Annotated in this window: 25 protein-coding genes, 1 tRNA gene and 1 pseudogene; 9 read left to right on the top strand and 18 right to left on the bottom strand. The window is 66.3% G+C overall.

Annotated elements, in window-relative coordinates; all coding sequences use genetic code 11:
• Window positions 1–194: 194 nt before the first annotated feature.
• The 6 genes from ACFY30_RS16480 to ACFY30_RS16455 all read right to left on the bottom strand — a co-directional run bounded on the left by ACFY30_RS16480 (window position 195) and on the right by ACFY30_RS16455 (window position 5,135).
• Entirely contained in the window at window positions 195–1,412 is a 1,218-nt protein-coding gene (locus ACFY30_RS16480; RefSeq protein ID WP_390845881.1) for a tyrosine-type recombinase/integrase, read from the bottom strand.
• A 50-nt stretch (window positions 1,413–1,462) separates the two neighbouring features.
• Window positions 1,463–1,645 carry a helix-turn-helix domain-containing protein gene (locus ACFY30_RS16475; protein ID WP_390845880.1) on the bottom strand — a complete coding sequence of 61 codons (183 nt, stop codon included), beginning with the start codon at window positions 1,643–1,645 and terminating at the stop codon, window positions 1,463–1,465.
• On the bottom strand, window positions 1,642–2,997 hold the full coding sequence (locus tag ACFY30_RS16470) for a replication initiator (protein ID WP_390846121.1): 1,356 nt from the start codon (window positions 2,995–2,997) through the stop codon (window positions 1,642–1,644). The genes ACFY30_RS16475 and ACFY30_RS16470 overlap by 4 nt, the downstream gene beginning before the upstream one ends.
• A gap of 292 nt (window positions 2,998–3,289) precedes the next feature.
• Window positions 3,290–3,487, bottom strand: coding sequence for a hypothetical protein (locus ACFY30_RS16465; protein ID WP_340377378.1), 198 nt, complete (start codon window positions 3,485–3,487; stop codon window positions 3,290–3,292).
• Window positions 3,484–4,785: an FtsK/SpoIIIE domain-containing protein gene (locus ACFY30_RS16460; RefSeq protein ID WP_390845879.1), complete on the bottom strand. Its 1,302-nt coding sequence runs from the start codon at window positions 4,783–4,785 to the stop codon at window positions 3,484–3,486. The genes ACFY30_RS16465 and ACFY30_RS16460 overlap by 4 nt, the downstream gene beginning before the upstream one ends.
• Entirely contained in the window at window positions 4,785–5,135 is a 351-nt protein-coding gene (locus ACFY30_RS16455; protein ID WP_390845878.1) for a hypothetical protein, read from the bottom strand. The genes ACFY30_RS16460 and ACFY30_RS16455 overlap by 1 nt, the downstream gene beginning before the upstream one ends.
• Before the next feature lie 166 nt (window positions 5,136–5,301).
• On the opposite strand from ACFY30_RS16455, the gene ACFY30_RS16450 reads away from it, so the two are divergent.
• On the top strand, window positions 5,302–6,081 hold the full coding sequence (locus ACFY30_RS16450; protein ID WP_390845877.1) for a GntR family transcriptional regulator: 780 nt from the start codon (window positions 5,302–5,304) through the stop codon (window positions 6,079–6,081).
• 410 nt (window positions 6,082–6,491) lie between these two features.
• On the opposite strand, the gene ACFY30_RS16445 is transcribed toward ACFY30_RS16450, so the two are convergent.
• Together ACFY30_RS16445 and ACFY30_RS16440 are read right to left on the bottom strand one after the other, a co-directional pair.
• Window positions 6,492–6,797, bottom strand: coding sequence for a hypothetical protein (locus ACFY30_RS16445; protein ID WP_390845876.1), 306 nt, complete (start codon window positions 6,795–6,797; stop codon window positions 6,492–6,494).
• Between the two features lie 306 nt (window positions 6,798–7,103).
• Complete coding sequence (locus tag ACFY30_RS16440; RefSeq protein ID WP_390845875.1) at window positions 7,104–7,664, bottom strand: ATP-binding protein; 561 nt, start codon at window positions 7,662–7,664, stop codon at window positions 7,104–7,106.
• 211 nt (window positions 7,665–7,875) lie between these two features.
• Here ACFY30_RS16440 and ACFY30_RS16435 point away from each other — a divergent pair, with 211 nt between their 5' ends.
• Window positions 7,876–9,249, top strand: coding sequence for a sporulation protein (locus tag ACFY30_RS16435; RefSeq protein ID WP_390845874.1), 1,374 nt, complete (start codon window positions 7,876–7,878; stop codon window positions 9,247–9,249).
• A gap of 3 nt (window positions 9,250–9,252) precedes the next feature.
• On the opposite strand, the gene ACFY30_RS16430 is transcribed toward ACFY30_RS16435, so the two are convergent.
• Window positions 9,253–10,167: an aminoglycoside phosphotransferase family protein gene (locus ACFY30_RS16430; protein WP_390845873.1), complete on the bottom strand. Its 915-nt coding sequence runs from the start codon at window positions 10,165–10,167 to the stop codon at window positions 9,253–9,255.
• Window positions 10,168–10,391: 224 nt separating this feature from the next.
• On the opposite strand from ACFY30_RS16430, the gene ACFY30_RS16425 reads away from it, so the two are divergent.
• Together ACFY30_RS16425 and ACFY30_RS16420 are read left to right on the top strand one after the other, a co-directional pair.
• Window positions 10,392–11,231, top strand: a complete 840-nt coding sequence (locus ACFY30_RS16425) for a hypothetical protein (protein WP_390845872.1) — start codon at window positions 10,392–10,394, stop codon at window positions 11,229–11,231.
• A gap of 167 nt (window positions 11,232–11,398) precedes the next feature.
• Entirely contained in the window at window positions 11,399–14,722 is a 3,324-nt protein-coding gene (locus ACFY30_RS16420; RefSeq protein ID WP_390845871.1) for an AAA family ATPase, read from the top strand.
• Window positions 14,723–14,784: 62 nt separating this feature from the next.
• Here the strand turns inward: ACFY30_RS16420 and ACFY30_RS16415 are convergent, their stop codons facing one another.
• The 4 genes and pseudogenes from ACFY30_RS16415 to dcd form a co-directional block, all read right to left on the bottom strand.
• The gene (locus ACFY30_RS16415) at window positions 14,785–16,092 is read right to left on the bottom strand and encodes a helix-turn-helix domain-containing protein (RefSeq protein ID WP_390845870.1); all 1,308 of its coding nucleotides are present in this window, start codon (window positions 16,090–16,092) and stop codon (window positions 14,785–14,787) included.
• A gap of 186 nt (window positions 16,093–16,278) precedes the next feature.
• Complete coding sequence (locus tag ACFY30_RS16410) at window positions 16,279–17,166, bottom strand: hypothetical protein (RefSeq protein ID WP_390845869.1); 888 nt, start codon at window positions 17,164–17,166, stop codon at window positions 16,279–16,281.
• Window positions 17,167–17,471: 305 nt separating this feature from the next.
• Window positions 17,472–17,669, bottom strand: a pseudogene (locus ACFY30_RS16405) (phosphoribosyltransferase); the annotation flags it as partial.
• Between the two features lie 10 nt (window positions 17,670–17,679).
• Window positions 17,680–18,255: a dCTP deaminase gene (gene dcd / locus ACFY30_RS16400; RefSeq protein ID WP_390845868.1), complete on the bottom strand. Its 576-nt coding sequence runs from the start codon at window positions 18,253–18,255 to the stop codon at window positions 17,680–17,682.
• Between the two features lie 505 nt (window positions 18,256–18,760).
• Here dcd and ACFY30_RS16395 point away from each other — a divergent pair.
• Window positions 18,761–18,834 (top strand) — tRNA-Gly (locus ACFY30_RS16395).
• Window positions 18,835–19,469: 635 nt separating this feature from the next.
• Here ACFY30_RS16395 and ACFY30_RS16390 read toward each other — a convergent pair.
• Together ACFY30_RS16390 and ACFY30_RS16385 are read right to left on the bottom strand one after the other, a co-directional pair.
• Window positions 19,470–19,994 (bottom strand): hypothetical protein, encoded by a 525-nt coding sequence (locus ACFY30_RS16390; protein WP_390845867.1) that lies wholly within the window; start codon window positions 19,992–19,994, stop codon window positions 19,470–19,472.
• A gap of 332 nt (window positions 19,995–20,326) precedes the next feature.
• On the bottom strand, window positions 20,327–20,704 hold the full coding sequence (locus tag ACFY30_RS16385) for a hypothetical protein (protein ID WP_390845866.1): 378 nt from the start codon (window positions 20,702–20,704) through the stop codon (window positions 20,327–20,329).
• A 292-nt stretch (window positions 20,705–20,996) separates the two neighbouring features.
• Between ACFY30_RS16385 and ACFY30_RS16380 the strand changes: the two genes are divergently transcribed.
• The 3 genes from ACFY30_RS16380 to ACFY30_RS16370 all read left to right on the top strand — a co-directional run bounded on the left by ACFY30_RS16380 (window position 20,997) and on the right by ACFY30_RS16370 (window position 23,552).
• Window positions 20,997–22,322, top strand: coding sequence for a helix-turn-helix domain-containing protein (locus ACFY30_RS16380; protein WP_390845865.1), 1,326 nt, complete (start codon window positions 20,997–20,999; stop codon window positions 22,320–22,322).
• Window positions 22,323–22,719: 397 nt separating this feature from the next.
• Window positions 22,720–23,265, top strand: coding sequence for a hypothetical protein (locus ACFY30_RS16375; protein ID WP_390845864.1), 546 nt, complete (start codon window positions 22,720–22,722; stop codon window positions 23,263–23,265).
• Window positions 23,266–23,426: 161 nt separating this feature from the next.
• Window positions 23,427–23,552, top strand: a complete 126-nt coding sequence (locus ACFY30_RS16370) for a hypothetical protein (protein WP_390845863.1) — start codon at window positions 23,427–23,429, stop codon at window positions 23,550–23,552.
• 124 nt (window positions 23,553–23,676) lie between these two features.
• Here ACFY30_RS16370 and ACFY30_RS16365 read toward each other — a convergent pair whose 3' ends face one another.
• Window positions 23,677–24,027 carry a hypothetical protein gene (locus ACFY30_RS16365; protein ID WP_390845862.1) on the bottom strand — a complete coding sequence of 117 codons (351 nt, stop codon included), beginning with the start codon at window positions 24,025–24,027 and terminating at the stop codon, window positions 23,677–23,679.
• Between the two features lie 96 nt (window positions 24,028–24,123).
• Window positions 24,124–24,891, bottom strand: a complete 768-nt coding sequence (locus ACFY30_RS16360) for an SDR family oxidoreductase (protein WP_390845861.1) — start codon at window positions 24,889–24,891, stop codon at window positions 24,124–24,126.
• An 86-nt stretch (window positions 24,892–24,977) separates the two neighbouring features.
• On the opposite strand from ACFY30_RS16360, the gene ACFY30_RS16355 reads away from it, so the two are divergent.
• Window positions 24,978–25,586 (top strand): TetR/AcrR family transcriptional regulator, encoded by a 609-nt coding sequence (locus ACFY30_RS16355; protein WP_390845860.1) that lies wholly within the window; start codon window positions 24,978–24,980, stop codon window positions 25,584–25,586.
• A gap of 419 nt (window positions 25,587–26,005) precedes the next feature.
• Here ACFY30_RS16355 and ACFY30_RS16350 read toward each other — a convergent pair whose 3' ends face one another.
• Window positions 26,006–26,482, bottom strand: a complete 477-nt coding sequence (locus ACFY30_RS16350; protein WP_390845859.1) for a MarR family winged helix-turn-helix transcriptional regulator — start codon at window positions 26,480–26,482, stop codon at window positions 26,006–26,008.
• Between the last annotated feature and the right edge of the window lies 1 nt (window position 26,483).

Genomic DNA, 26,483 nt, shown 5'->3' with positions numbered 1-26,483 from the left:
TCTGGTGGCACCCAGGACCCCGGCCGCAATCACGTGCGGCCTCTGGCAGAACCAGAGGAGTCTTTCGCATGCCAATTATCGAGTGTCCCCGAAGGACGACGCACTAGCGCGACCAGGGTTTCAGCTGGCGGACGCTGGCGAAGAGAGAGCCTGATCACCGTCAAGGTTCAGAAGAGCAGCTCTGGGGCAGCACCCTACGCGGAGCGAATCCGGCTGAGCGACTCCGAGAGATCACGGGCGACAGCGCGCGCCACGGCACCCTTGATCCGCTCCTCAGCGCCGGGGAGAAGATGGATGTACACCGTCTCAGTGGTCTTGCTGCTGGCGTGCCCCATCCACACGGCCAACTCCGGCAGCGGGACGCCTGCCGCGATTGCCACCGAGGCGAAGTAGTGCCGGAGGGCCTTGGGGGTGAGACCTCTGTGCCCCAGTCCCGCATCCTCGATCGCCTTGTTCCACCGGGCGGCGAACGTCGTCCGCGACGGGAAGCGGTTCGCATACGTCTCGGACTCGTAGAACCACCCTTCGTCGCCCCAGGTGCCATACGTGGCGATGTGGGCACGCCACGCCTCGTCAGCGATCTCGGGGACCGGGACCCTCCGGCCCGTCCTGGACCACTTCACCTCTTCCCGGATCGCCGTGCCACGGCCCGCACCCTCGTTCGCGCCGAAGGTGGAGAGCTGGGCGTTGACCTTCACGAACCCGGTGCTCTGTTCCCACTTCTGCTCACACAGCGCCAGCGCCTCGCCGACACGTAGGCCGCACCCCGCCATGCTCCAGACCACGGAGCGGTAATACGGCTTGATCTCCTCGAAGATCGCCTCAACCTCACCGGTCGTCGGCACTTCGGCCGGATCAATCGGGCGGTAGGCCGGCCCCTTGCGCTTGCGCGCTTCCGCTTTCTTGCACGGATTGCGCGGGATGATCTCGGCCGTCCAGGCGTACTTGAACAGCGAGGCAAGGACGACCTTGCGGGTGTGGATGCCGTACGGCTTGTACCCCTTCTCTTTCTGGAGCGTCTCCCACTTGGTGATGTCACTGGCGGTGATGGAGGCGATGGGGCGCGGACCGAAGAACTCGGCGTAGTGGTTCTTGTAGATGCTCACGTACTGCGCGCGCGAGGACACCGCCAACTGATCTTCGTCCGAGCCCGCGTTCAGCCACTCATCCCAGACGTCAGCGAACGTCCGCTTGGACTGCTCAGGGTCGATGTACGACCCTGTGTCCTTGTCCCGTTCGACCTTGCGCTCCCACTTGGCAGCTAACTTCTTGCCGGTCGCGCCCGACTCGAACGACTTCTCTCGCTGCCGCCCCGAACGGCCGCCAGGCTCACGCCAGCGGGTCACCCAGGGATGCGGGCACCGGTCCCATGCCGTGACGGGACAGTCACACCGCTTGATGATCGAACCCATGACTGGGTCCCCCTTCGCTCGACCTACTCAGCACCAATATTCTATACGCGTTAGTTGACGACATGTCTGCTTAACCAAGATTCCAAGTCCCTTTCTCGGAAGCGGAGATGCTTGCCGACTCGGTAGCCGGTCAGTCCCCACGCCTTCCAGTTGCCGTAGAGCGTGTGCAGGGACACGGCCAGGAACTCGGCAGTCTGAGCAGGCGTCAGCAGGCGGTTCGAGCCCCCTCTCATGCGCGCTCATCCCCCTTGCACTCGTCTCTGACGGCTTCTCGGTTGAGGGCGAGGTCTTCGGCGACTCCGGCCGCGATGAGGGCCGCGCCGGGGGTGTGGCCGGAGCCGACGTAGCGCCAGTTGTGTTCGGTGATCGCATCAGGGGTGTCGGCATGGCCCATGTGGTGGGCACGTTCGGCCCGCAGTGCGGCGTAGGTGGTGGAGTAGGCGCGGGATTTGGTGAGGATGTGGCCGCGGTATCCGAGGGTGTGAGTCCAGGCGCGGAGGCGCAGAGGTTCGTACTCGGGGAGGCCGCCGAGGCGCCAGCAGGTGCGCATGAGGGTGCGGACGTGTGCGCTGACGGGTGCGGACTCGATATCGGCAGAGGTGGTCAGGGGGTGGTCGAGGCCGGCGCCGGTTTCGCTCGCTCCCTTGGTCACGTACTTGGCGACGTACGCGGCTACGGCGTCGTCATCAGGGCCGTCGCCGTCGGTGTGCAGTGGCCGGGCGTCGATCTGCTCACCCCAGCGCAGGAGCAGTTGTCCCACGGCCGGGCTGTAGGACGAGCGGACCATGACCCGCCGGGCGGAGTTGCGTACGGCATCGATGAGGAGTTGCACGGTGGCCCAGGTCGGGGGTTCGTCGTGGGATCCGTTCGGTCCGTCGAGGCGGACGACGGCATGGACGTGGACGGCCGCCCGCTTCTGGTATTCGGCGACGCGGGCGAAGGAGAGCCGGGCGTGTTCGGCGAAGTGGGACTGTACGAGGCCGGCGGAGGAGGCGAGGCGTCGCCGTACGTCGATGACGAACCGGTCCCACAGCTTGGATGCGTGCGCGTGCCAGAGCCCGTGTCCTGTGTAGTCGTAACAGTCGGGGCAGAGCGGTTGGCCGATGGCCGGGGCATCCGGGGCGTGGACGGTGCCGCAGCCGAGGGCGCGTCCATGCTCGCAGGTGTGGCGGTCTCGGCGGGGGCGGCACTGCTCCCCGGCACGGTGGACCGGGCCGAAGGAGGGGGCGGTGAGGGTGACGAACAGCCGAGGCCGGTAGCGGACGGCCGGGGGGACGTTCTTGCCGCCGAGGAGTCCGGCGCGGACGAGGTGGTAGGTGTCTCCGGCGTGGAGACGGGAGCAGGCGGCGCAGACGGTTGCGCGGCGGTTGCGGCAGCGGACGAGAAGGCGTTCGCCGGGTTCGTCGCGGGTGTCGTAGTGGCGGAGGATCTCGCCGGTCGCTCCGTCCAGAGTGGTGGTGGAGCCGGAGAGGTGGACAGGGTGAGCACATCCGCCCGTCGCGGCAACCTGGTCCAGCCAGCGGGAGAACTTGGGATCTTGTGCGAGGCGGATTGCGTCGTGGTCGGTTTCGGGGAGCTGACGCAGGCGCGCCGCGCGGTCGAGGGCGGCGCGCCTGTCAGCCGGGGTGTACTGCGGGGTGATGGTGGTGACCTTCCGGGGTGGGCCGCCGCAGCGGCACTGATGTGGGTTGGTGGCGCGTCGTCGGTCATGGGGATCGCTCCCTTGCAGGTGTGGCGGGGGGTTCAGCGGATGGTGCCGGTGCCCCGGCAGACGCGGCAGCGCCGGATCCGTCCGGTCCAGGTCTTGCGGGCGCCGTCGCCCTTGCAGTGGGGGCACCTCACGCGAGGCATGGGCATGGTCGGGGTGTCCTCTCTGCTCAGGTGTGGGAGAAGCCGCTGATGAACCAGGTCACGAGCCCGTGGATCGTGAAGATCACCGGGGTCTGGCCGAGGTAGACGCCGAAGAGGCCGACGCAGACCGCTTCCCAGGCCCGCACGTCACGGGAGCGGACGAGGAGGACGGTGATGATCCCGAAGATCACCGCAAACGTGAACGCCGTACCTTCGCTGATCACTTCGGCTCTCCTTCCAGCGCCGCCAGGGCGCGGGTGACGAGGGACAGTTCCGGGGTCAGTGCGCAGTACTTTCGGGCCGTGGCCACGGCCTCATCAGTGGGGGTGAGGTGGGAGCGTGCGCGGCTCCAGCCGCCGTCAGGGTCAGTGCACACGGCCACGCCACGCTCTTCCGCAGTGATGGCTTGGGCGACGGCCACGGCGTCCTTGTTGAGGTCGCCGAGGGTCATTTCCGCCGTGCCGGGATCGTTGACCCGGTGGCAGATCCGGCCGCCGAGCTGCGCCCGCAGGGCGGTGACGCCGGGGCCGAGATCGGAGCCGACGCGTTGGCCGGCCACGACCAGGTGGATACCGAGGGCGGCCCCGAGCTGGGCGAGGCGCAGCAGGAGCGTGGAGCACTGTTCGGCTTCCGCCTTGCTCTCGCGGGTGCCGTCGGACAGGTAGAGCTCCGCGATCTCGTCGACCAGGACCACGACCGGCACGGGGCGGAGCTTGCCCGGGAGCTCCCAAATGGAGCGGACTCCGGCCGACCGGCACGCGCTCATCCGGTCCTGCATGTCGACCACCAACGCGGAGAGCACGGCCACGGCCTCACGGCGACAGGTGGCCAGCGCGGTCAGCCGTGCGGTGAACAGGCCGAGTTCCATGCCGCCCTTGCAGTCGATACCGACCAGGGCGACACGCTGTGTGGCGAGCTGGGTGATGAGCCGGGCCAGCAGCGTGGACTTGCCGGAACGGGTGGCGCCGGTGATCAGCCAGTGCGGGACCAGGCGCAGGTTCATCACCCACGCCCCGCCCGTCTCCAGCGCGCCGATCAGGGCGGAGAGGAGTTCGGCGGGGGCCGTGGCTAAGCCCGGCCGCTCCAGCGGGTCATGGGCCATGGCGGTCAGCAACACGAGGCCGCGTTTCGGTGAGGTGACCCGTACCGCGTGGACCTTCCAGGCGTGGACGAAGGCGTCCGCCGCCTTCAGGTAGGTTGCCGGGGTCTGGCCCGCGTGCAGCCGCACCAGCACGGACAGCCCCATGGGGGTGATGTGCGGGAAGGAGCAGCGTGGAGCCACCGGCCGCACCGGGTCGCCCTTGACGAGCAGGTGACCGACCAGGGTCCGGGCCGGGAGCCGGGACACCGCGAGGTCGTTGAGCACGGCGACGCGCCGCCAGGTGGAGGCCACCCGCCACGCGGTCAGCGGGTAGCCGACGAGGTACCAGTGCCAGAGCGGGCGGTGTCGGCGCACGAGGTCACCGGCGACGAGCATCCAGGCGAGTACGGCCAGGGCGAGGGCGATGATGTACGGCTCCATCACGCCTCACCACCCTTGCGCTGCACTGCCGCGGTGGCGTGCACGGGCGTGATCGCATCGGCGCGGAAGCTGACTCCGTGCCGGTCGCCCATCGACCACATGAACGCCACCAGCCCGGTGACCTTGACGATCTGCCCTTCCTCGATCCCGGTCGGCTCGCCGCTCACGGCGATCTCGATGACGGAGATCCGCCGGCGGTCCTGCCGCACGGTCACCGCCACCGTGTAGACCGGGTTGCCGTCCCGGTCCTTCTTCACCTCCTGTGTCTCGGAGTTGCTGAGCTTCACTTCCGGAGCGATGGCGCACCGCAGTACACCGAGCCGCGCCGTGTCCACGGGAATGGACTGCATTTCGTGGCCTCCATAGCCAGTCAGAACGCCAGACTTCTCCTGACGTCACTTGTCCTTACGAGTGATGAGTGTGGAGTGCTGTACGGCGAGAGCGCAACTACTTATGCTGACGAGTGACGCCGCGCGTGCGACGTGCCTACGACCCCGACCCGTCGGAGATGCCCAGATGTCGGAGATCCAGCGCCCCGGAGCCCTCTACCAGCAGGTGGCCGCCGCCATCCGCGAAGCGATCCTGTCGGGCGAGTTCGCCCCCGACTCCCTGCTGCCGTCCGAAGCCCAGCTCATGAACCGCTACGCCGTCTCCCGCCCGACCGTCCGCAACGCCATCGCAGCACTGCGCGCCGAAGGGCTGATCGATGTCCGGCACGGCAAGGGCAGTTTCGTGCGCTCCGACGGCCAGCCATCGCTGACGATCGAGCGCAGCATCAGCCGCACCGCCGACGGCCGGTTCGTCATGCCCAACGGCGACGTCTGGCAGGAGACCGAAGAAACCAGCGCCTACCGCACGCACACCACCAAGGCCACCGGCCGACTCCTCCAACTCGGCGAGGAGGAAGCCCTGTACGGCTGCGACCGCTTGCTGTTCGACCCCAGCACGGGCACCCGCGCGATGCACCGCACGCTGATCCCGTTCGCCGTCGCCGAAGCGGTTCCGATGCTGGCCGAGGAGCCGTGCAAGCGACCGGCCGCGTTCTACCGCCAGCTCACCGAGGACGGACACAAGCTCACCTGGTCCGAGACCGTACGCGCCCGCATGCCCCTGCCCGACGAGCGCACCACGCTCCAGCTCCCCGACGCGACCCCGATCCTGCACCTTTCCCGCGTCACCCACGACACCGACGACCGGCCCCTGATCCTCGAAGAACTCCGCATCGGAGCCGACCGCGCCGAACTCACCTACCGGCTCACCACCGACAAGCAGTTCACACGACGCCCCAGGGCATGAGCGGCGAGCCGCATCGGTCGAAACAGCCTTCACTTCCTCAAGGGCGCGCCTGCGGCGCGCCGGGACGCCCGGCCGCTCCGGCCGGGCGTGCGGCGTGACCGCCGGTCCCGGCCGAGCGCCGGACGCCCCACACCACAGCACGCCCGAGGAGCCGAAGCGACGAGCGGCCGCCGGAGGCCGGTGTCCACGGGGCCGGGGGTCGCCGGCCGGAGAGATTTTAGGCAGCCACCATGGGGCGAGCCTCGAAGAACAGGGGGCCAATCGGGCACAACACCGGGCAGGTGCACCACCTGCCCGATTCGCCTGAGCAGCGTAAGGCCCCCCGTTCACTCGCCCCATGGCAGCTCCCGCCCAAAATCTCTCCGGCCGGCGACGTGCCCACGTGCACCATTCACCAGCGGAAACGCCCCTCACAGCGCACCGCCGTCACGGTCGACGAGCCCCGCCAGGAGCCCCGCGAGTCGCACGGCCGCACCGGGCGCCCCCACCAGACGGACCACCCCGCGCCCCGCGTCATCCGTCGAAGCCACCGCACGTAACTGCGACGGCTCGAACTCCGCCGCGAGAAGCGCAAGGTTCACCTGATCGGCAGCCGCCCGCGCCACACGCCAGCCCGCCATGTAGTCCACACCACGCACCCAAAGGCCGAGATCCGCACCTGTCACGTCAGGCCCGTCGTCCGGCCCGTTCTCGCCAGTACCGATTGCCTTGCTCACTTCAGACCCCGATCTAGATAACGGATCGTCAACTTCCTTTGACCGGGGCAGAAACGCAGCACGACGGCCCCGGTACCATCAGGCACCGGGAACCGCCGTGTTCCCAGCCGGGCCACCCTTCGCTTTCCAGGGCATACGGGGTGGCCCGGTCTCGGTATTGGGTTGTGAAGTGCGACCCCTCACTCAGGGGATTGGGAGAGCCCCGGCGAGGGGCCGCACCTCTTGGCCGGAGTGGTCACCTCCAGCCGGGGCCGGGCCGTCGTCCTCTCCCGATCGCGTGGGAGTGGCAGGGGTGACGGCCCGGAGTCAGCAGGGTTTTCGCTTGGTGGCACCGCCGTCACGGTCGAAGCGGCACCAGATGGTCTTGCCGCCCTGATCGCCAGGACGCCACCAGACAGACGAGGCCAGGCGCTGGACGATGAACAGTCCACGGCCGTTGTCCGGCAGGACCGCTTCCGACAGCTCACCCGCCAGACCGGGCGAGAAGGCGTCTCCCAGCGGCAGAAGCGGGGGCGAGGAATCCTCATCCGCGATACCGACGAACACCCACTTGGGCCAGACCTTGAACGTCAGGTCGATTCGCCGAGCACCACCAGGACGAGCGAGGCCGCGTTCCGGCACGGCATGGTTCACCACGTTGCCGACGAGTTCGGACACGACCAGCCGGGCGTCATCCACGAACTCACCCGCGCCCGCGTCCGTCAGGAACACAGTTGTCATGTCACGAGCGACCCGGCCCGTGTTCGGTGACTCAGCGAACAGCGAGGCCATCAGGAAGTGCCCGCCGTTGGACGGATCCGGCGCCGCGAACCAGTGATCGAACGCATCCACTTCGCGCGCAAGGCGTTCGGTACTTCTTGCCTCCATTACGTCCCTCTCCGGGCCCGGTACGACCCCTCATGGCACCGCTTGCATCACGCAAGCCAGTACACGGGCAGACGGGCGCGACCGGCAGCGTTCACCAGGGGGTTCACATGAACACCGGCAAAGACAGAGGGGGTTCACCAATGAACCCCCTTAGGCGAAACTCCTGTGACAGGATGAACACTCGCCGTCATTCTCGGGTTGGCAGGGGAGCATGAGCCGGGAGCCGAACGCGCAACTGATCGCAGTCATGGCCGAAGCCCAGGTCTCGAACAAGGGACTGGCCAAGCGCATGCAGGACGCCGCCGCCCAGCGCGGCACCAGTCTCGGGACAACACACATCGCCGTGCAGCGATGGCGCGACGGCTCAGGCATCAAGCCCGAGACGGCAGCGGTTATGGCGGACGTTCTCACGGCCAAGCTCGGACGACGAGTCTCTCCCGGCGATCTCGGCTTCTTCGACCACACCAGGGCCAGCGCACCGAAGCCGACCGGCTACCCCAGCACGCTCCCGGAAGCCCTTGATGTTCTTGACGGCCTCGCCCAGGAGCGCGCGGACGCGCCTACGACGGACCGGCTGATCATCGCGGACGCAGACCTCAGCTCCGCAGTCCTGTCATGGATGATTGCCCGTCCCGACGGCATCGAGGCCGACCGGCCGGCGCAACAGCGCGTCGGTATGCGCGACGTCCGCGCCATCCGGGACGCCGCCGCCACCTTCATGCAGCTCGACTTCAAGTACGGCGGAGGCCACGGCCACCGGGCGTTACGCCATTACTTCCGCTACGAGGTCCTGCCGCTGCTGAGCGTGAGCTACAGCGCCAAGGTGGGAACGGCCCTGTTCGGCGCCGCAGCCGAGGTCTCCCAGTTACTTGCCTGGACCGCGTACGACACCGGCAACCACCGACTTGCCCACCGCTATCTCACGTCCACGCTGCGCCTGTCCCAGGTCATCGACGATCGCATGTTTGGCGCGCGGATCCTGGGCAATCTCAGCCACCAGGCGAACTACCTGGGCCACCACGCCCAAGCCACCCAGCTCGCCCGTGCAGCCGTCGAGGGCGCCAAAGGACGAGCCACCCCACGCGCCATGGCGAACTACTCCGCCATGGAGGCCCGCGCCCTCTCGAACGCTGGCGACCGCATCGCAGCCACCCGAGCCATGAACGAAGCCGCCCGGCATTTCGAGCAGGCCGACACCGCCGAGGACCCGGCATGGCTCGCCTACTTCGACGAAGCCGAACTCATGGGCGAACTCTGCCACTGCTTCCGCGACCTCAAGATGCGACGCGAAGCCGTCGACCAGGCCCAGCGAGCCGTGGACAGCACCGACCCGAAGTACGCCCGAACGCTCGGTTTCTGCCGCATGGTGCTGGCTCAGAGCCAGCTACTCAACGGCGAGGTCGAAGCCGCCCTAACCACCGCGAGCCTCGCAGTCGAGGGCGGCGACTCCCTTCAGTCCTCACGCTTCCAGCGCTACGTCACCGACTTTCAGCACGAGATCGGCGTGCACGCGACGAGCCCTGCCGTAGCCGCATTTAACGAGAAGGTACGCGACGCGTTCGCCCGCCTGGACGACAACGAGTAACGACTACCAGGGCCGCCAGTCCCGAGGCGCCTGGTCATCCCGGAGGCCGGCGATACGCCGCCGGTACTCAGCCTCGGTCTCCTCGTTCTCCCGAACGTTCTGCATGAGCCACGTGGTCATGCCGAACTCTTGCAGCCCGCGCAGGGTCTCGTACCCCTGCCAGTCGTATAGGTCTCGCCCGTACGCCGCGACGAAATCGGCGTACTGCGCGTCGGTCTGCCAGCCGAGGCTGTGATGCTCCACCGCAGTCACCATGAGATCCCACTCAGGATGGTCGAAGCAGAACGCCTCGAAGTCGATCAGGACCACGCGCCCCTGATCATCAACCATGAGGTTCTGCACATGCGCATCCCCGTGCACCGGCCCTTTGGGCGACTCAAACCGCAGCTCCGCGTACTTGTCCCGCAGCTCCCGCCACCGCTTCCGCAGGAAGGCCCGGTCATCCTCCGGGATCGCAGCCTTGTCGATCCGCAGTTCCTGCTTCCCGAAGGGATCGAACGACGGCAGACCAAGGCCGGCAGGAACGGTCAGCGAGTGCAGATCCCGCAGGATGCCGCCCAGCTCCCCGTACGTCGCCTTACGGTCACCCTCAACGATCAGATGCCAGAACGTCACCGGGTGACCCTCGGTCAAGAGCGGCTGTTCCACATCCTCAACAATGCGCGCAGCCGAGAACCCCTCCGCCGCCAACCACCGGGCCACAGCCACCTCTTTGCGGGCCGTAGACACCCACTCCTCGCCCCGCGCGATACGCACAACCACCGGCACCGAGGCCAGCCGGAACAGCGCATTCTCCCCGAAGCGGATCAGCTCCGCACCCCTGTCATCGAGCCCCGCCGTCCGGCACGCGGCACGTAACACCCGCGCAGCCCTAGCCGACGTGAACCCCTCATCCGTGCTAGCAGCGTCAACCGCCATGCCCGTACCAGCTCCCCTAGTCGCGCGCGATCAACCAGCGCACGCTTACAGGTGACCAACCCAACGCACGCCAGACACGACTACGACGGTATCGAGGTTCGGCTGGCTAGCACGACCCCAGTGCGGCCTCCTCGCTACAGCGAGGCATACAGGCAAGGTCAGAGTCCGAGACAGGAGCAATCGGGGTGCGGCATCATCTACCCAAACGGGAGGGAAGGGTACTCATGTGCTCTGCTGTAGTTGGCATCCATGGAATCGGCCAGCACAAGACGACATCTTCAGCACTCGAAGAAGCCTGGCACCTTGCCATGCTGCGCGGCGTCGAGCGATCTGGCAGGTCTCAAAGGGTTCCGAGCCTCAAGATGGCGTTCTACGGAAGCTCGTTCCACCGTCCTGACGGCCGGCTCGGACCTACAAACCAGGAAACTGCCCTGTCCCTTGACGAAGAGCTCTTCATCGAGGAAGTTTTGAGCTCTAGCATATTTCAAGGCATAGACGTAGATGAAAATTCAGCAAGAGAGCTAGGGCTTCCCGCCATCCCAGGCAAGGTTGCGCGCTTGCTAGTCCGAGTCGACCGGAAATTTGGCAGGAATACCGGAAAGTATCTGCTATACATCCTCCGGCAAGTGTATCGCTACCTCACAAATGCCGAGCTCTCGGAGGAAATCCGTAATGTGGTAGCCGCAACAATTTCCCCCGAGACGCAAATCGTTTTCGCGCACTCGCTCGGGAGCGTAGTGGCTTACGATATGGCCCAGCGAGGCGAGCTATTTCCAGAATCGCTCGACAACGGAAGTCGACGGCAAATCATAACATTTGGCTCACCTCTTTCATGGCCCACCGTGCATAGAATGTTGGGTTATGGGCAAGCAGCCGTCGATATGCAGGCCATTTGGCACAACCTCTACGACACAGCTGATGCAGTGACTGGCGGCCAAGGACTGACGGGGGAATCAGTGCAAAATGTGAAAGTGCGCAACGGCCTGCGGGATCCACATGCCGCCGTCATGTATCTACGGCAGCCCGCAGTGGGGTCCCTGTTGACAACACAAGCTGGAATTTAGACTTGCTGCCCGAGTCACCATTTTCTCCTGAAGACTTTACGCACCGCCGTCTAGTCTGCATCGCAGTACGCGAATATCCTGACGAAACCCAATGGTTCAAGGAAACTATCGACAAGCAAGTCGCCACAATCGAGTCATGGTTCGCAAATGAATCTATTGACTCGGATGTGCGATTCGACGTACTGAAGCCAAAAGCGCTACAGGATAAGCAAGATATACGCACATTTGCCGAGGCCAACCGCCTCTATGAGTGCCAGGCAGAGGATGTACTGGTTGTCTATATCACCGGCCACGGCATGCGCGGAAATGCCAGTCGCCATTTCCTCCTCCTCCCCAAATCTGAAGAATCCAAGCCTCTTTCTACAGCGTTCCCTACAGCCGAACTTATAGGCGCAATCCTGGATTCCGAAGCCGAACACATCCTCATTCTGGTCGATTCCTGCTACGCAGGGACTCTCGATAGAGAGCTAGCCTCGCATCTTCAAGATTTGTCTGGTGACCGTCACAAGATGGACACTCTGGCCGTCGTAACAAGCGGAGACTTTACCGACAAGCCAAAGGTAGGTGAGTTTACCGAAGTGATTCGGCTGGCTCTGGATCGCATCTCGGATGAGGTAAGCGGTTTTGCCAACCCGAACATCTCATTTCAAGAGTGGGAACAGATCCTGCGCGACATCGCACGCGACCGCAGTGATCTGATCTCCGTTAACTGGGTTTGGCCGAGAAGTCGAAATGAGACGCCGACCCCCTGCTTGCCCAATCCTGGATACTGGGCAAGGCGAAATTCCTCCAGCGAGTCGAAGCCATCGATAATCACTGAGAAGGATTTGCAGCTTACTGCTCCAAGCTACTGGATCTCTCGTGCATCTGGCAGTGCCAACGACGACGACCCGAGTTGGTATTTCACGGGACGACAACGACTTGTTGAGTCAGCTAGTAAGTTCCTTGAGACAGGTGAAGGCGTTTGCGTAATCACCGGCGAAGCCGGCTCGGGGAAATCCGCTATCTTGTCACAAATCGTGGTTCATGGTCATGAACGAGTAAGACAGGCAGTCGCCGGTCAAATACCGCTTGAGTCGAAATCAAAGCACTTCCCCGAAGTCGACGTAGCAGTCTTGGCTAGGAACAAAAGCTCCGCTGCAATCACGGCAGAGGTCCGTGAAGCCATAAGAGGAATTATCGGAGAAATATCCGAATCAATTCCCGCAGCACTCGAGGACATTATCGGGTTCGCCCAGAACATCCTGAAGCGTCCAATAGCAATTGTGATCGATGGTGTGGATGAGGCCATGGACCCGGAAGGAGTCATTACCGAGCTATTGGTTCCCCTGATGCGACGCGAAAGCGGAGAAAGGCAGCTCGTTCGCGCACTTCTAGGGGTAAGAAGCCCGAGGCCGAGGGGTGCCCCGGGCGAGAAGGGAAACCATAAGAGCCTTGTCGAAGATATAGCACTGGCCATTAATAAACCGCCGAAGCGGTCGCTCACTGCGCTTGACGTAGACGCGTCACTTGATGGGCCCGAACTCGGCATCATAAGCGATTGGGAGGAGGTACCCACCCTCGTACTTCGCACTGACGGAAATGAGAGTACCTCAGAGATCGTGAATTATGCATTTCGCCTGTTGATGGACAGGCGACACGAAGGTTCGCCCTACAGGCGAAAGGAGCTTGCCGCTCGCGAGGTGGCCGCAATAATTGCACAAAAAGTTGCACCTTCGTTTTTGAACGCACGACTTGCTGCCGACAAAGCTCGTAGGGCTCCATACATTCAGGATGTAAAAGATAAGCGATGGCTCGCCACGCTGCAAGATGGCACAGTGTCTCTTCTCTACTCAGACGTAGAGGAAGTGGCGGAGAACTCCGGTATTCCTTCAAAGGATCTGCTTGCCGGCTTGCAGGCCACAGCCTTTTCGTGCGGCGATGGACTTCCCTGGTCCGATGTTTGGCCGACGGTATATAGAGCGATTCATCCAGGCGGGACTCATGATGTCGACCGAGTGCTTAAGATGCTTCGCTCGAGTCGCCTATCAGGTTACATGGCTACATACGTGTCAGATGAGCGTCTAGTCTACCGCCCAGGTCACGAAAGGATCTCGGAAGAACTCAAGCAGGGAACTTTCCGATCCTTTCTCACGGAACGAGACCACGAAACGGATACAGACAAAGCGACAGCAATCCATGCAGTTATCACAACAGCTCTTAGTGACCTGGTAAGGAAACACCTCCCTTATGCCCCGCACCCTTACATAAGAAGATATCTCGTTCAGCATGCGGCTCGCGGGAAGGTGCTGGATGACTCACACGTTCCCATAGCTTTTCTTGAGTGGGAGACCAGCCGGTTGGTCGGTTCCTATCTAGGGGCGCAGACTCCGCAACCAAAGAACCGGTCGCTGTACGCATGGTCTCGGCTAGAAAAGCATCTTCACGGAATTGACACGGTATCACAACGAGGCAGCCATGCATTTCATCTTACTGCTCTCGGTGGCTCGTCACCCCCACTAACCGGTTGGATTACCCCAGAGTGGGCGGACTGGAACCCTTCCGCGCCCCTAGAAGCAGAAAAGGAAGATTTCAAAGGATGGCCAATTGTCGCAGCCATCGGACGTTACGCCTTTGCCACTTCCCAATCCTGGCCTGAGACTGTAGAAGTACGCGACTCATCCAGTGGAGTGATTCGCTCAAGGGTTTCGACTGGACCCATCGCGAGTATGTGCGCCTTCATCGCGAAGGGAAAGGAGTACCTCGCAACTTATCCTCTTTACATGCCGGGCACCATAGTAGAACGCTGCGTGGAAATCTGGGACCCTGTCACGGGAATGAAAGCTAGTAGCGTCTATTGTGGAAGGATCCGGCAGCTGCGGTCTTTGAGCTCCGACGAACCCCAGATTGCCGCCATTTGTGAGCGTTTCGGCGAAGAAATCGCGGTGTGGAACCCGGAATCTGGCCAGCTTCTGCATCGGCTCCATGGTGTGGCAGTGGGATCCTTTTGTGAAATCGGTGAAGTAGGAAGCGATGGGTTTTTGATTGCTGTCTCAGATCCCCCTTCCAAGAATGCGCGCGTGCATATTTGGAGCCCGAGTCAGGCTAGAGTGCTCAACTCCTTCCCCACGGGCGCCGTCGGGACCATGACGAGTGTCTGTGACGGTGGCGGCCAAGTAATGCTGGCCACGACAGAAAGCCCTTATGGGACTAGTGAGGTTAAAATCTTCGATGTGAAGAGTGGGGAGTGCTATCGAAAACTCAATGTCGGAACGGTTCGCGCCATGACGACGGTACCCTCAGGAACTGGTAGGGAGTTTCTGATTACTTCCGGGGCGAACTCATTGGTCTCGCTCTTCGATTTGTGGTCTGAGCATGAGATGGAAAACCTGGTCACGGTCGCACCAGTTACGTCGCTAGTTCCGTGCACTCTGAGGAATGACAGGAAACCGCAGGTCCTGCTAACAGGTGCTGCCGGAGTTGCAGCCCTCTCCTTGGGACGAGGTGTCTAGTTACTTAACACCTCCCACTGCCTGAGAAGCCGGCCGCGGGGGACGTACGCAATCCTCCGAGGCTAGTCCCCGAGAATGTTCATGCCGAACTGATGCAGCAGTCCCTCAGCGAGTTCAGTTGCCGCCGCGACGAGCGCTTCATCGTCGATGAAGGGCGCCAGCTCTCCGTCAGCCGGTTGAACTTTCTTCGGCCGGCGTCCCCCCTCAGCTATCGCCAGACGGCCGAGCTCGACCACCACGGGCGCCAGCCGAACAGTTTTATCGGCCTCGGGGAGCATCGTGAGGACTGCGCGGAGGTCGATGGGGTTGTCTCCCCGCAAGGCCAAGCGGTATTCGTGAGCCAGGGCCACGCTCTCGAAGACCGCGTTGATGAGCGCTGGGCAGGAGACAGGCAGGACGCTCGACCCTGGCATGCCGTCGTGGGGGGCCTTGTAGGAGAGGTCGACTGCGGTGACGACGCTGCCGTCATGGTGCAGTTCGACGAGTACTCCTCGGCGGCTCGTGGCGCGGGCTGGCACGAGCATGTTGGTTTCCACCCAGCGGCGTAGACCGCGACCGGGGTTGTTGTCGAGGAGGTCGGGGAGGAGCTGCGGGCCCAGAAGCCGCCGCAGAGGGACCGCACGGCTGAGCGCCCTCTCTGCGCGCTTCACGCTTTGTGCTATGACGTATTTGACTTCTGCCCGCGTGGGGGCAGGGATGGTACGGGGCAGTGGGCGGGTGGGTCGTGCGACGACGACTAGCCATGCCGCCGGGTTGTCGTTCTCCCCTGAGATGAGGTCAGTGGTGTGCTGGACGTGTTCATCCAAGGCGGCCTCGGCGGCACGCTCGCGGGCGAAGCGGGCCCGGTAGGCCGCAGCGACCTGGTGCTCGGGCATGTACGCGGTATCGTCGCGGTGCCGGAAGGGCGCGTTGAACGTGGTTTTATCCTTGTCTTTCTGCTGCCACCCGTAGAGGAAGTGCGGCGCTGTCTCACTGGCAGGCACGTCGACGACGAAGACGTCGATGCCGCTTCCGTCGGTGGCTGGCAATTTCAGGTAGCTCACCCCTGTCACGACGGGCTGCAGGTGGACGCGGAGCCACTGGCCCAGCTTCTTGTCGTCGATCTGGTCCAGGTCGACGCCGACCAGCTCCACGGCGTCGCTCACGCCGTATACGAGAAGGCCGCCTCGGGTGTTGGCCATGGCGGCGACGTCCTTTGCGAACTCGTTCCACTCGCCCTTGACCTTGGCCTCTTCTGGGACCATCTCTTTCCAGTCCAGGTCGTCGCTCTCCCCTAGCTTGCGCTGTACGGCCTCAACGACCATGTCGTACGTCAGAGGCCCCGGCGGGTGACCAAGGTACTCGTGCAGTCGAGTCCAGGAACGTGCCATGTTGGCACCCTATTCGGCGAAGAGCCCGGTGGCCGGTGCTTTTCCATCCGTCCGACCGGCGCCCTGCCCGACGCTGTGGTCTGCCGTACAGGCCTTCCTGACGGCAGCCAGACAGGAGCTGGGCTCATCGAGACCCCGCATGGTGCCTGCAAGGCTGATGGGCGATGGATGACGACGCCGATCGGGCTACCGAACGCCTCCGGTCCGGACCGTCTCAGCAAGCCGGTACAGGAGTGAAGCCGCCATGCCGTTGAGCGCGATAGCGTCCGATCGCACCCACGAGGCACTGCCGATCGCGCCGTCGTTGTGCTGCGGGCCACTGCCCTGGGTGAAGACAGCCTGAACCAGGTCAGCGTATGCGTCCGCCTGGTCTGTGAGCCGGTCGAGGATGACGCCGTACCGGTCGTCCTGGTCCTGGTCGTCACGCTTCTTGCTGCCGTTCTGCGGCCAGATGTTCAGCTTGCGCATAGCGCCCACGGCCAGCCGGGTCTCCCGGATCGCGTCTGGGTACTCGCCGGCCGTAATCTGCCGGTCCGCGGTCCGCAAGTGCTTCGCAGCGGTGGCGAGCGGGCCACCGTTCATCGGCAGTGGCACGGTGACGGTGAAGGACACGGCGAGGCCCAGCTGCTCGATCTGGTTCTCCCAGACACTGGCCGGGATCCGCCGCTCCTCCTGGATATGGGCGAACGGGTGCCCGGAGCTCTGAGGCAACGCACCCTCCACATCGAGCAGAACTGCCATGTCCTGGCCATTGCGGTGCCTCTCCAGCTCCAGAACCTGCTCGGAGATGAGCGGGACGATCAGGTCCACGGACACTCGGCCGGCCTTGGTCCGCAGCGGCACTGACGTTGTAAGGAACGACCCAATCCAGCCGAGGCCACCCGCAGCCCGCAGCTCTCCTGAGAACATGGCTTGGTTGACGGCTTCGGCGACGTCGAGCCGTTCAACCTCGACGCGGACTGCCAAGCGGTGTGCGCCAAGGCCCGGCATCAGGGACACGGGCGGCACGCCTCCCGGCTCCGGTGACCTCAGCCGCAGCAGCGTGCCGTCCTCAAACTTCATGTCCGAAACCATCGCGCCTCCCTGTTCAGAAGGCGATTGTCGGACATCAAGCGTTATGTGCGCACGACTTTTCGGACGGCGCCCGCTCAGTGCACGCCTACAGGTGACGAAGCCGGCATGCGAGGTCCGACCACGAGCGCACCCAGACCCCTTGGTTCGGGACGCGTGGGCACTGAGCACTCAGCACCAGGTCAGCACATGAGCCATGATCAGCGACGATTAACGCACACGAACACCAAGATCAAAGTTGACACAAAGATACTTTCATCTGCTCGTTTGCCAAGCTCAGACGCTGCGTGCTATGCAGCCAGCCCAATGTACTCCACGTTGACCAGGTGGATGTTCTTGCAGTCGAGGGCATAAGCGAGCCCACCGGCGACGAAGACGCCTCCGCGGGCGATGCTGAGCACGACATCGGGCTCGTACCCGTCGTCGGCGATGGCCTGCGCGAGCTCACGTACGGCGACGCCGAACCGCTCGTAGGAGAGATTCTCCCGCCCGTCCGCTCCGCTCACGCCGCCACCCTCACACCCGGGACCGATGGAAGTTGAGGAAGGACCGCGAGGCGGTGGGCCCGCGCTGCCCCTGATACCGGGAGCCGTACTGCTCACTGCCGTAGGGATGCTCGGCCGGCGAGCTGAGCCGGAACATGCACAGCTGGCCGATCTTCATACCGGGCCAGAGCTTGATGGGGAGCGTCGCGAGGTTGGACAGCTCCAGGGTGACGTGCCCGGAGAAGCCGGGGTCGATGAAGCCTGCCGTGGAGTGCGTGACGAGCCCGAGCCGGCCGAGCGAGCTCTTGCCCTCCAGCCGCGAGGCGAGATCGTCGGGAAGGGTGATGACCTCGTACGTCGACGCGAGCACGAACTCACCGGGGTGCAGGATGAACGGTTCGTCTCCCTCCGGCTCCACGAGCCGGGTCAGGTCCGCCTGCTCCACGGAGGGGTCGATGTGGGGGTAGCGGTGGTTCTCGAACACCCGGAAGAAGCGGTCGAGGCGCACGTCGATGCTCGACGGCTGCACCATGGATTCGTCGTAGGGATCGATCCGTACCCGCCCGGCGTCGATCTCGGCCCGGATGTCCTTGTCTGAGAGAAGCACGCCCCGAGGATACGCAAGACGCGCGGAGCCCCCGCAATCAGGACGACTCCGCGCGCCAGACCGCTGCTGTCCCTACCGCTTCGCGAGGATCACCGGCACCGCGCTGCGGAGCCGGGCACATCGCGGACACCGGACGAGCCGTCCGGGGCCGAGCCGCTCGGCCTGCTGCATCGGGAACGTCGCGGTACTGAACACGTGCCCATCGGCACAACGGACGACGGTGCGCTCCATCAAGTCCTAGAGTCCCTTCCCCAAGAGCCGCGTCCGGCTGCTGCTCGCCGGACAACGAAAGCCACATTACGGGACGAACGGGACGACCCTCCAGGCGGCACTCCGACCCCGCCCGCCCCCTCTCCCGTACCCCCACCGTACGCCCCAACTCCAGCCGCCCGCAGCGGGATCCCACCCCCTGAAACGCACACGGACCCCTCGGCTCCAGCGCCGGGGGTCCAGGATGTTGTACAGTGACGGGGCAATCGGACACCGGCCCGAACCGGCGTCTTACGCGGGTGTAGTTTAATGGTAGAACATCAGCTTCCCAAGCTGAGAGCGCGAGTTCGATTCTCGTCACCCGCTCCAGGATTGAGGCCCAGGTCATCGACCCGGGCCTTTTCGTTGTGCGCGGTGATCAGTTGTCGCGTGCCGGATTCGTGCCAGAAGCGTGATCGGTGGGGTCCGGTGTCTCTCTGCCGTGTGAGGCGAACGTCTCTGCACCACCCGTGCCGCTCCCGGCCCACCCTCGCCGGCAGCGGCCGGCTCAGCAGCCAGGCGATGACGGCCTGCGCGACCGTGTGCAGTTCGATGTCGGTGTGCTCGCGCAGCGCCTCGCGCCCGGCGGTCGGCGTGATCCGTCGGTGCCCGATGAGGACACCGATGGCTTGGTCGACCGTTGCGCGGGAGTCGACGGCGTACCACCGCTGGGCATTCTCCTGCTCAAGTCGAGCGAGGGGTTCTCCCTGGTGGGGGCAGGCTTTTCCGGTACACCTCCCCCCCACGGGAACGGCAAGACACCGCAACGCGGCGCAGAGATCGCACGCAGCGCAGGGAGGGGCTCTTCGCCGACCATGGATGGCGACGAGCCCGAAAGGCTGTCTCCCCGGCGCCTCCCCTGAAATTGGCGTCCCGCAGGCCCCCTGAAGGGCATCCGTCGGCTTTCCACCCCGGCGCCCTGTCCCGCGACCGGGACAGGGCGCCGGGGTGGAGCGGCTCCGCCGTCAGCGGGTGCTCCTGGTGCCGATGTCGGAGATGTGGTTGTACCGCTCCAGCACCACGAAGAGCTTGGTCTTCCGCGTCGTCTCCCCGCTGCCGAAGGTCAGGGTGACGATGACCTCATGGGAGTGACCTGCGGCCCCGTTGTCGGTCACCCTCCACTGCGCCGGGACGTTCTGAGCACGTAGGACACCGTCCGCTCCATTCTTCTTCTCCCAGGTCGCCAGCCGCTTGGCGAAGTCGGGCGTGAGGTAGTGGTTGCGGAGCGCCCTGGCCAGCGCGACATCCGGGTCCGTGTAGTCGCCCTTCGCGTCGATGTAGGCGCCGTAGAAGTCGGCGACCCGGGTCACAGCCTGGCCGGGCGTGCCGCTGACCGGCCGTACTGTGGCGGTGGACGTCTTCGCGGGGGCATGGACGGACGCCTGTGCCGACGTCTGGGCCGACAGACCAAGTCCGACAGCCAGGGCGAGGCCGGCGGCGAACGCCGCGCGGCGGCCCGGACGGCGGTGTGCGAGGGACTTCCTGTTCATGTGCTCTTCCTTCTGTTCATGTACGTCTTCCGTTTCCGGTCCGTATGCGGCTGCTCTCGCCGGCCGGTTCCGGCGTTCGGGCCGAGGGCGCGTGCTGACTTGCCGTCCACGTCGCCCGCGTCCCCTTCGAGGACAGGAGGGCCAGACGGCCCGATCGGACGGGAGTGGGCCCGGTGCCTTCGCCCCGGGTCGTCGCCCGGTGTCTTCACCCCGGGGCGTCGCCCGGTGCCTTCGTTCCGGGGCGTCGTCACGAAACGGGCTTCCGCCCCACCGGCACGGTGGAACCGGCCCGTCCCTGCTGAACCACGGGAGCGTCCGCCGGCCGGGCGGATTCAGCAGGTGGAACTGCTGGAGATCCTGATCCCGGTGACGCTGTAGGCGTTCGTGAACATGGTCGAGGAATTCGGCCTCAGGCAGATCGAGGTCCCGTCCTGGAGCCGCAGATACGCCACGTCGTCGTTGCGGGTGTTCAGAACGTAGTAGTGCGGGCGGGACCTGACGGTCTGGTAAGAACTGGTGACATCGCGGTACTTCGCGATCGGCCGGCCCGCGATATAGGCGTCGTCGTCCACGTAGAAGCAGACGTAGGGGTACGGGCAGCCTTGGGTAGGGTCCTCGGCATGAGCTGCCGGTGCGCCGGCCAGGGACATGGCAGCGACGGCCACGCTCGCGCCCGCGATGCCTGCCGCCTTTCGGATGACGGATTTCATCAGACCTCCAAGAATTGAATGGTTTCGTTCGGCAGGGCAGTCATGGATCATGATCAGTTGCGAATGCCGTTGGCCGGCAGGGGCAAGGCCGACGCTGCGAGGAACGCCCGACGCCGGTCGGTCCCTGTAGCCGTGCTCGGTGCGACACCAAGAGCATCAGCGGTCACCGGAGTCCGGCGCAACGACTGCCGCCCCTTTGGCGGGGCTGGAACCGTCCCAGCCCATCTGACGTGCAGGGATATGAGTGCCTGGGATGCCGGGACAGCGGACGGACGACGGAGGAGCGGTGTCGATGCGGGATGATGTCGAGGAGTTCGCGGCGCTGCTGCGCCGGCTGAAGGACCGCACGGACCGGAGCTACGGCTCCCTGGCCCGCCGCCTCAACATGAACACCTCCACGCTGCACCGGTACTGCGCGGGCGAGGCGGTGCCGCAGGAATTCGCGCCCGTGGAGCGGCTCGCGGCCTTCTGCGAGGCGACACCGGAGGAGCGGCTCGAACTGCACCGGCTGTGGTTGTCGGCGGTGGCGGCCCGGCAGCGGGTGCGTACGGCCGGTTCGGCGGCGGCGGTTCCGCAACCGGACGGCGCACTCGTCGAGGAGAGCAGCTCCGCGGAGCAGCCCGGGGACGATCCCGACCCGGACGAGCCGGCCCCCTCCCCCTCCCCCTCCCCCTCCCTCGCCCCCGCCCTCGCTCCCCGCGCCTGGTATCGCCGCCGACGGGTTCTGACGTCCAGCGCCGTCGCCTGTGTGCTGCTCGCCACTCTGGGCATCACGTCCGCCCTGTGGGACGACCACTCTTCCGAGGCGGACGCCGCCCATCCCGCGGGTCTGCGGACGACCGCTCCCGGCGCACCCCGCGGTTCGGCGAACCCGTCGGCCACCGTTTCCTCCTCTCCTTCCCGGAGCTCCGCGTCACCCGGCCGGCAGAAGAGCCCCGCCGGGTCCGCCACCGGCGGCGGTCCCACCTCGGCCGCAAAGCCGGCCACCGGCCTGCCCCTTGCCTGGAGTGCCGACTCCCTGGTCTGGGACAAGGGCTGCGACCACGACTACGTCATCGGCAAGCCACCCGCGCAGGTGCCTCCGCCGCCGGTGGAGCAGGACGCCGGGGCGTGGGCGCCGACGCAGGGCGCGGTGGACGGGCGGCATACGAGGGTGCAGATCTCCGTGCAGGGGCGGTCCTCGACGGCCGTGGTCCTGAAAGCGCTCCACGTCCGCATCGTCAGCCGCGGCAACCCGGTTGCCGGGAGCGCATACGCCATGGGGCAGGGCTGCGGCAGCGACCTCACGCCGCGCCGCTTCACCGTGAACCTCGACGCCGACCGCCCCGTCACCAGCCCGAAGGACGGCGCAGACATCGAACGCACCATCCCGGCTGTGCACTTCCCCTACCGCGTCTCCGCCGAGGACCCGGAGGTGCTGCTGGTCGACGCGACGACACAGACCTACGACGCCCGCTGGTACCTCGAACTCGACTGGTCCTCGCAGGGCCGCACCGGCACGATCCGCATCGACGACCACGGCCGCCCGTTCCACACCACCGGCATCAAGGGAATGACGCACTACTGGTACGGGACGAACGACGCAGGCGGACGTGCCTGGGTCCCGTTCGACAGCTAGACGGGTATCCGATCGCGGGGTTCTTGGGCACTGTCCGCTTCGGAGCCGCGAGGCAGCAGAAGCCGCGCCGACTGAGTGTCCAGCCGCCCGACGCCGCTGACGTACGCCGGCGAACGAGCGCGTGCCTCGAGCGACGGTGCACTCCGCGTCCCCGAAGTCGGCGCCTACGCGCAGTGGACCGCAGAGCGCTTCCCCGTAGGCCCGGAGGGTCGCGGCCTCCGCGCGATCCGGCTCTCACCGTGCTCGATCGCGGAGACCCGAGGTGCTGAATGCCCCATCGAATGGGCCACTTGGCGCTGCGTCAGCGCCGGTGCACGCCTGACCTCCGCGAGCGTGTGAGCACGCATTTCGGCGGTCAGCCGGTCCATCGGCGCTCGTTGTGCGAAAGGATGTGCGCATGATGCGACCCGCGCATGCGCTGCTCCCCCTTCTCCTGTTGCCAGTCCTCCTGACGGGATGCGACGCGGACGAGAGCGGCGGGACGGCCGCCGGCAGCGCCGACCTCGACGCCGCGGCGCGCGTCTGGGGCGTCGCGCCGGAGCTCGTCCATGTCACCAAGGTCTCCGGCTACACCGTGATCCAGCAGTCGGTGGGCTCGTACGGCGACGAATTCGTCGCCGCGTATCTGTCCGAGGAAGGTGGCACCAGGTTCGGCCTCTTCGCAGGTCGCGGCACGCTGACAGCGGAGAGCTGCCCCAAGCAGCCGCTGGGCGAGGTGAGGGACAAGCAGGTCACCTGTGTGCACGACGGCGACGCCTGGTACCGCAAGGCGGGTGACAGCCACGAGTACGCGGTCCCCGACGGCGGCGTGGTGATTCATCTCATCGCTGACACGGACAAGGTCGACCGCGCCGTTCTGCGCAAGGCGGCCGAGGCGGTCCACCGCCCGGACTCCGCCGAATTGGCCGCCCTCCTGCCGGCCACCGACGGCCCGGACCTCTGAGAGGACGGCACGAAGTCGGCTGCCGGCCCCTTGCGTGAGCGGCATGGCAGGAAGCCTCGGCAGACGGTCCCTCGCCGTCGCCCGGCCGCTGATCAGCGGCTGCCGCGCCGCGAGGTGAGAGGCGCCGCCACTCGACCGACAAGGGCGCCCCCTGGCTCCGCGTGAACGACGACGCCCACCAGTGGGGCAGCATCGGCGGCGTCGGCGTCGTCACCGGCGACCCCGACACCTTCGGGCGCTTCTGTGGCACCAACGGACGCGGCCTCCGGTACGGCGACCCGTCCTGACCCCGACACCCGAGCGGGGCCGCAGGCACGTCGGCCCGCGGCCCCGCCCTCATGTCCCCCGGGAGTCGGTTCCGGGACCGTCCCTCCCGTGCGCGTCGCCAGTGGAGGGGCCGGGGTGCGGCGTTCAGGCGAGCAGGAGCTCCAGTTCGGCCGGCAGGCCCGGGGCGTCTCCGTGCGGGGACGGCGCGCCGCGGAGTTCGAAGGCCCACCGATGGGAGGGGGCGCAGCCGAACGTCCGCTCGGAGACGGCCGGAAGGGAGAGTTCGGCGCTGGCCGCCGAGTCCCAGATCAGGGCGAGGCCCTGAAGGTCCGCCGCGGGATCGGTGATCCACCGGCCGGTCCGCAGGCCAGGGAACTCATGGGTGAACGAGGTGGGGCCCTCGGGGCGGAAGGCGGCCTGTCCGGGCTGGTGTGGGCGGGCGGTGCCGACCGCGGCGGTGCGTCGCTTGTCCCACCAGGCGATGACGACGTGCATGGGGCCTCCAGCTGCAGAGTGTCTGTCGTGCGTGTTGTCGCGGTGTCCCCGTTGACACCCGTGCGTGGCTCCGGTCCCGCGCGGCCGGCGGCCGGGTCAGAGCTGGGAGCCGCCGGTGGCGTCGATGACCTGCCCGGTCACCCATCGGGCGTCGTCGGAGGCGAGGAAGGCGACGATGTCGGCGACGTCCTCGGGGCGGCCCACCCGGCCGAGAGCGGAGAGTTCGGCCGCGGACCGCTCCGCGGCCTCGTTGCCGCGCAGCCAGGAGGCGTTCATGTCGGTGTCGATGATGCCGGGGGCCACGGAGTTGACCGTGATGCCCCGGCCGCCGAGCGCCTTGGCCAGGGTGAGGGTGAAGGCGTCGACGGCGCCCTTGGTCATGGCGTACGCGATGATGTCGGTGAGCGCGATCCGGGTCGCTCCGGAGGAGATGTTGATGATCCGCCCGCCGTCCCGCAGCCGCTTGAGTCCCTGCTGCGCGAGGAAGAACGGGGCGCGCATGTTGAGGGCGACGGCCTCGTCGAACGCTTCGGCCGTGGTCTCCTCGATCTCCCCGCGCGGGGTGATGCCGGCGTTGTTGACGAGGATGTCGAGTCCGGTGCCGTCGGAGTGCTCCAGGACCTGGCGGTCGTAGCCCTCCCACAGGGTCTCGACGTCTCCGGGCCGGCCCAGTTCGGCGTGGACGGCGAACGCGGCACCGCCCTTCGCCCTGATGGCACCGACGACCTCCTCGGCCGCCGCGCCGTTGCGCCCGTAGTGCACGGCCACCAGCGCCCCGTCGCCTCCGAGCCGCTCGGCGATCGCGCGTCCGATCCCGCGGCTGCCGCCCGTCACCAGCGCCGTCCTGCCCGTGAGCGTACCCATGATCTCCCTCTCGCATCGAAATTCTGTAGCGATGACTACGCAATAACCCTACACGAATTACATAGCGATCGCTGTAAAATCTGGGCATGACGACGACCAAGCGCGGCAGGCCGCGGAGTTTCGACCGCGAGGCGGCACTCGTGCGGGCCACACTCCTGTTCTGGCAGCACGGCTACGAGGGCACCTCGATCTCCGACCTGACCGCCGCGATGGGGATCTCACCGCCGAGCCTGTACGCGGCCTTCGGCGACAAGCGCACCCTCTTCACCGAGGTCGTCGACCGCTACGGCAGCACCTTCGGCGCCTTCATGGAGAACGCGCTCGCCCAGGAGAGCGACACCCGCACGGGCTTCGCGCGGATGCTGGACGAGGCGGCGGTGTCGTACACCGATCCGGAACACCCGGCAGGCTGCCTGGTCATCACGGCGGCGACCAACTACTCCCCGCAGACGGCCGACATCGAGCAGGACCTGCGCGCGCGCAGAGTGGCCAACATCCGGTCCTTCGAGGAGAGGCTGAAGGACGCCGAGGCCCGGGGGTCGCTCCCCGAGGGGGCCGACACCCGGGCCCTGGCCGTCTACTTCGCCGCGGTCGTCCAGGGCATGTCGCAGCAGGCGCGGGACGGGGCGACCACGGCGGAACTGCGGCGGGTGGCCGAGTACGCCATGGCGGCCTGGCCCGAACCGGCCTCCTGAGGCACCGGCGGACCCGCCGTCCGCCGGACCACCGCGAAGAGCGGTGCGGCCGCCTGCCGGACCACCGCGAAGGACCAGCCCTGCCCGGATCGCCGCGAAGAACAGCCCCGCCCCGCCTGCCGCATCACCACGCCGGACAGCCCCACGCCGCCTGCCCGATCACCCCGCAGGACAGCCCCGCACCGCCTGCCCGATCACCACGCCAGACAGCCCCGCGCCGACTGCCGGACCGCTACACGGGACGCCCTGGGGCGCGCTGACCAGCGGCGGCCGGCCGCTCCCCATCGACACAGCTCCGCGCCGCCCCTGCCGGATCACCGCGAAGGGACGGCCTCGCCACCTCCCGCATCGCCGCGCAGGGACGGCACCGCCGTCTGCCGTCGGACGCAGGGCCGCGGGTCCTCGCGGGCCCCCGCCCCTCAGTGAGCGGGAGGCTCCTCGCCCGCCCGGCACAGGCGTGCCACGACGTGGGCGTACCGCTCGTCGAAGCTCAACGTCCGGAACGCGGTGTCCAGTTCACGGTCGAGGGTCCGGCTGGCTCGCGCCCAGAGAGCCAGGCCGGCCCCCGTGGCCGCGACACGGCTGGCCCGACGGTCGCAAGGCCAGGCCACCCTGACCGTCCAGCCCGCGCTTTCCAGGTGAGTGAGCACCCGGCTCGCCGCCGAGACGCTCACGCCCAACCGCCGGGCGACACCGCCCACGGCCACGGATCCCGGATGCTCGCCCACCAGCACGCCCAGCGCCATCAGCGGCGCCAGGCCGACGCCGTGACGGCGCGTCAGCGTGCGGTCCAGCTGCCCTTCCATCAGGGAGAACATGGGCACGACCCGCTCCCAGATCCGGGAGAGGTCGTCGATGTCGGCATCGCGGTTGTCACTGTCGCGCGGCTCGGCCACA

This window comes from Streptomyces sp. NPDC000345 (assembly GCF_042898825.1).
GTDB lineage: Bacteria > Actinomycetota > Actinomycetes > Streptomycetales > Streptomycetaceae > Streptomyces.
The sequence above is the reverse complement of the archived record's forward strand: the minus strand, read 5'-3'. Positions and strand labels throughout refer to the sequence as shown.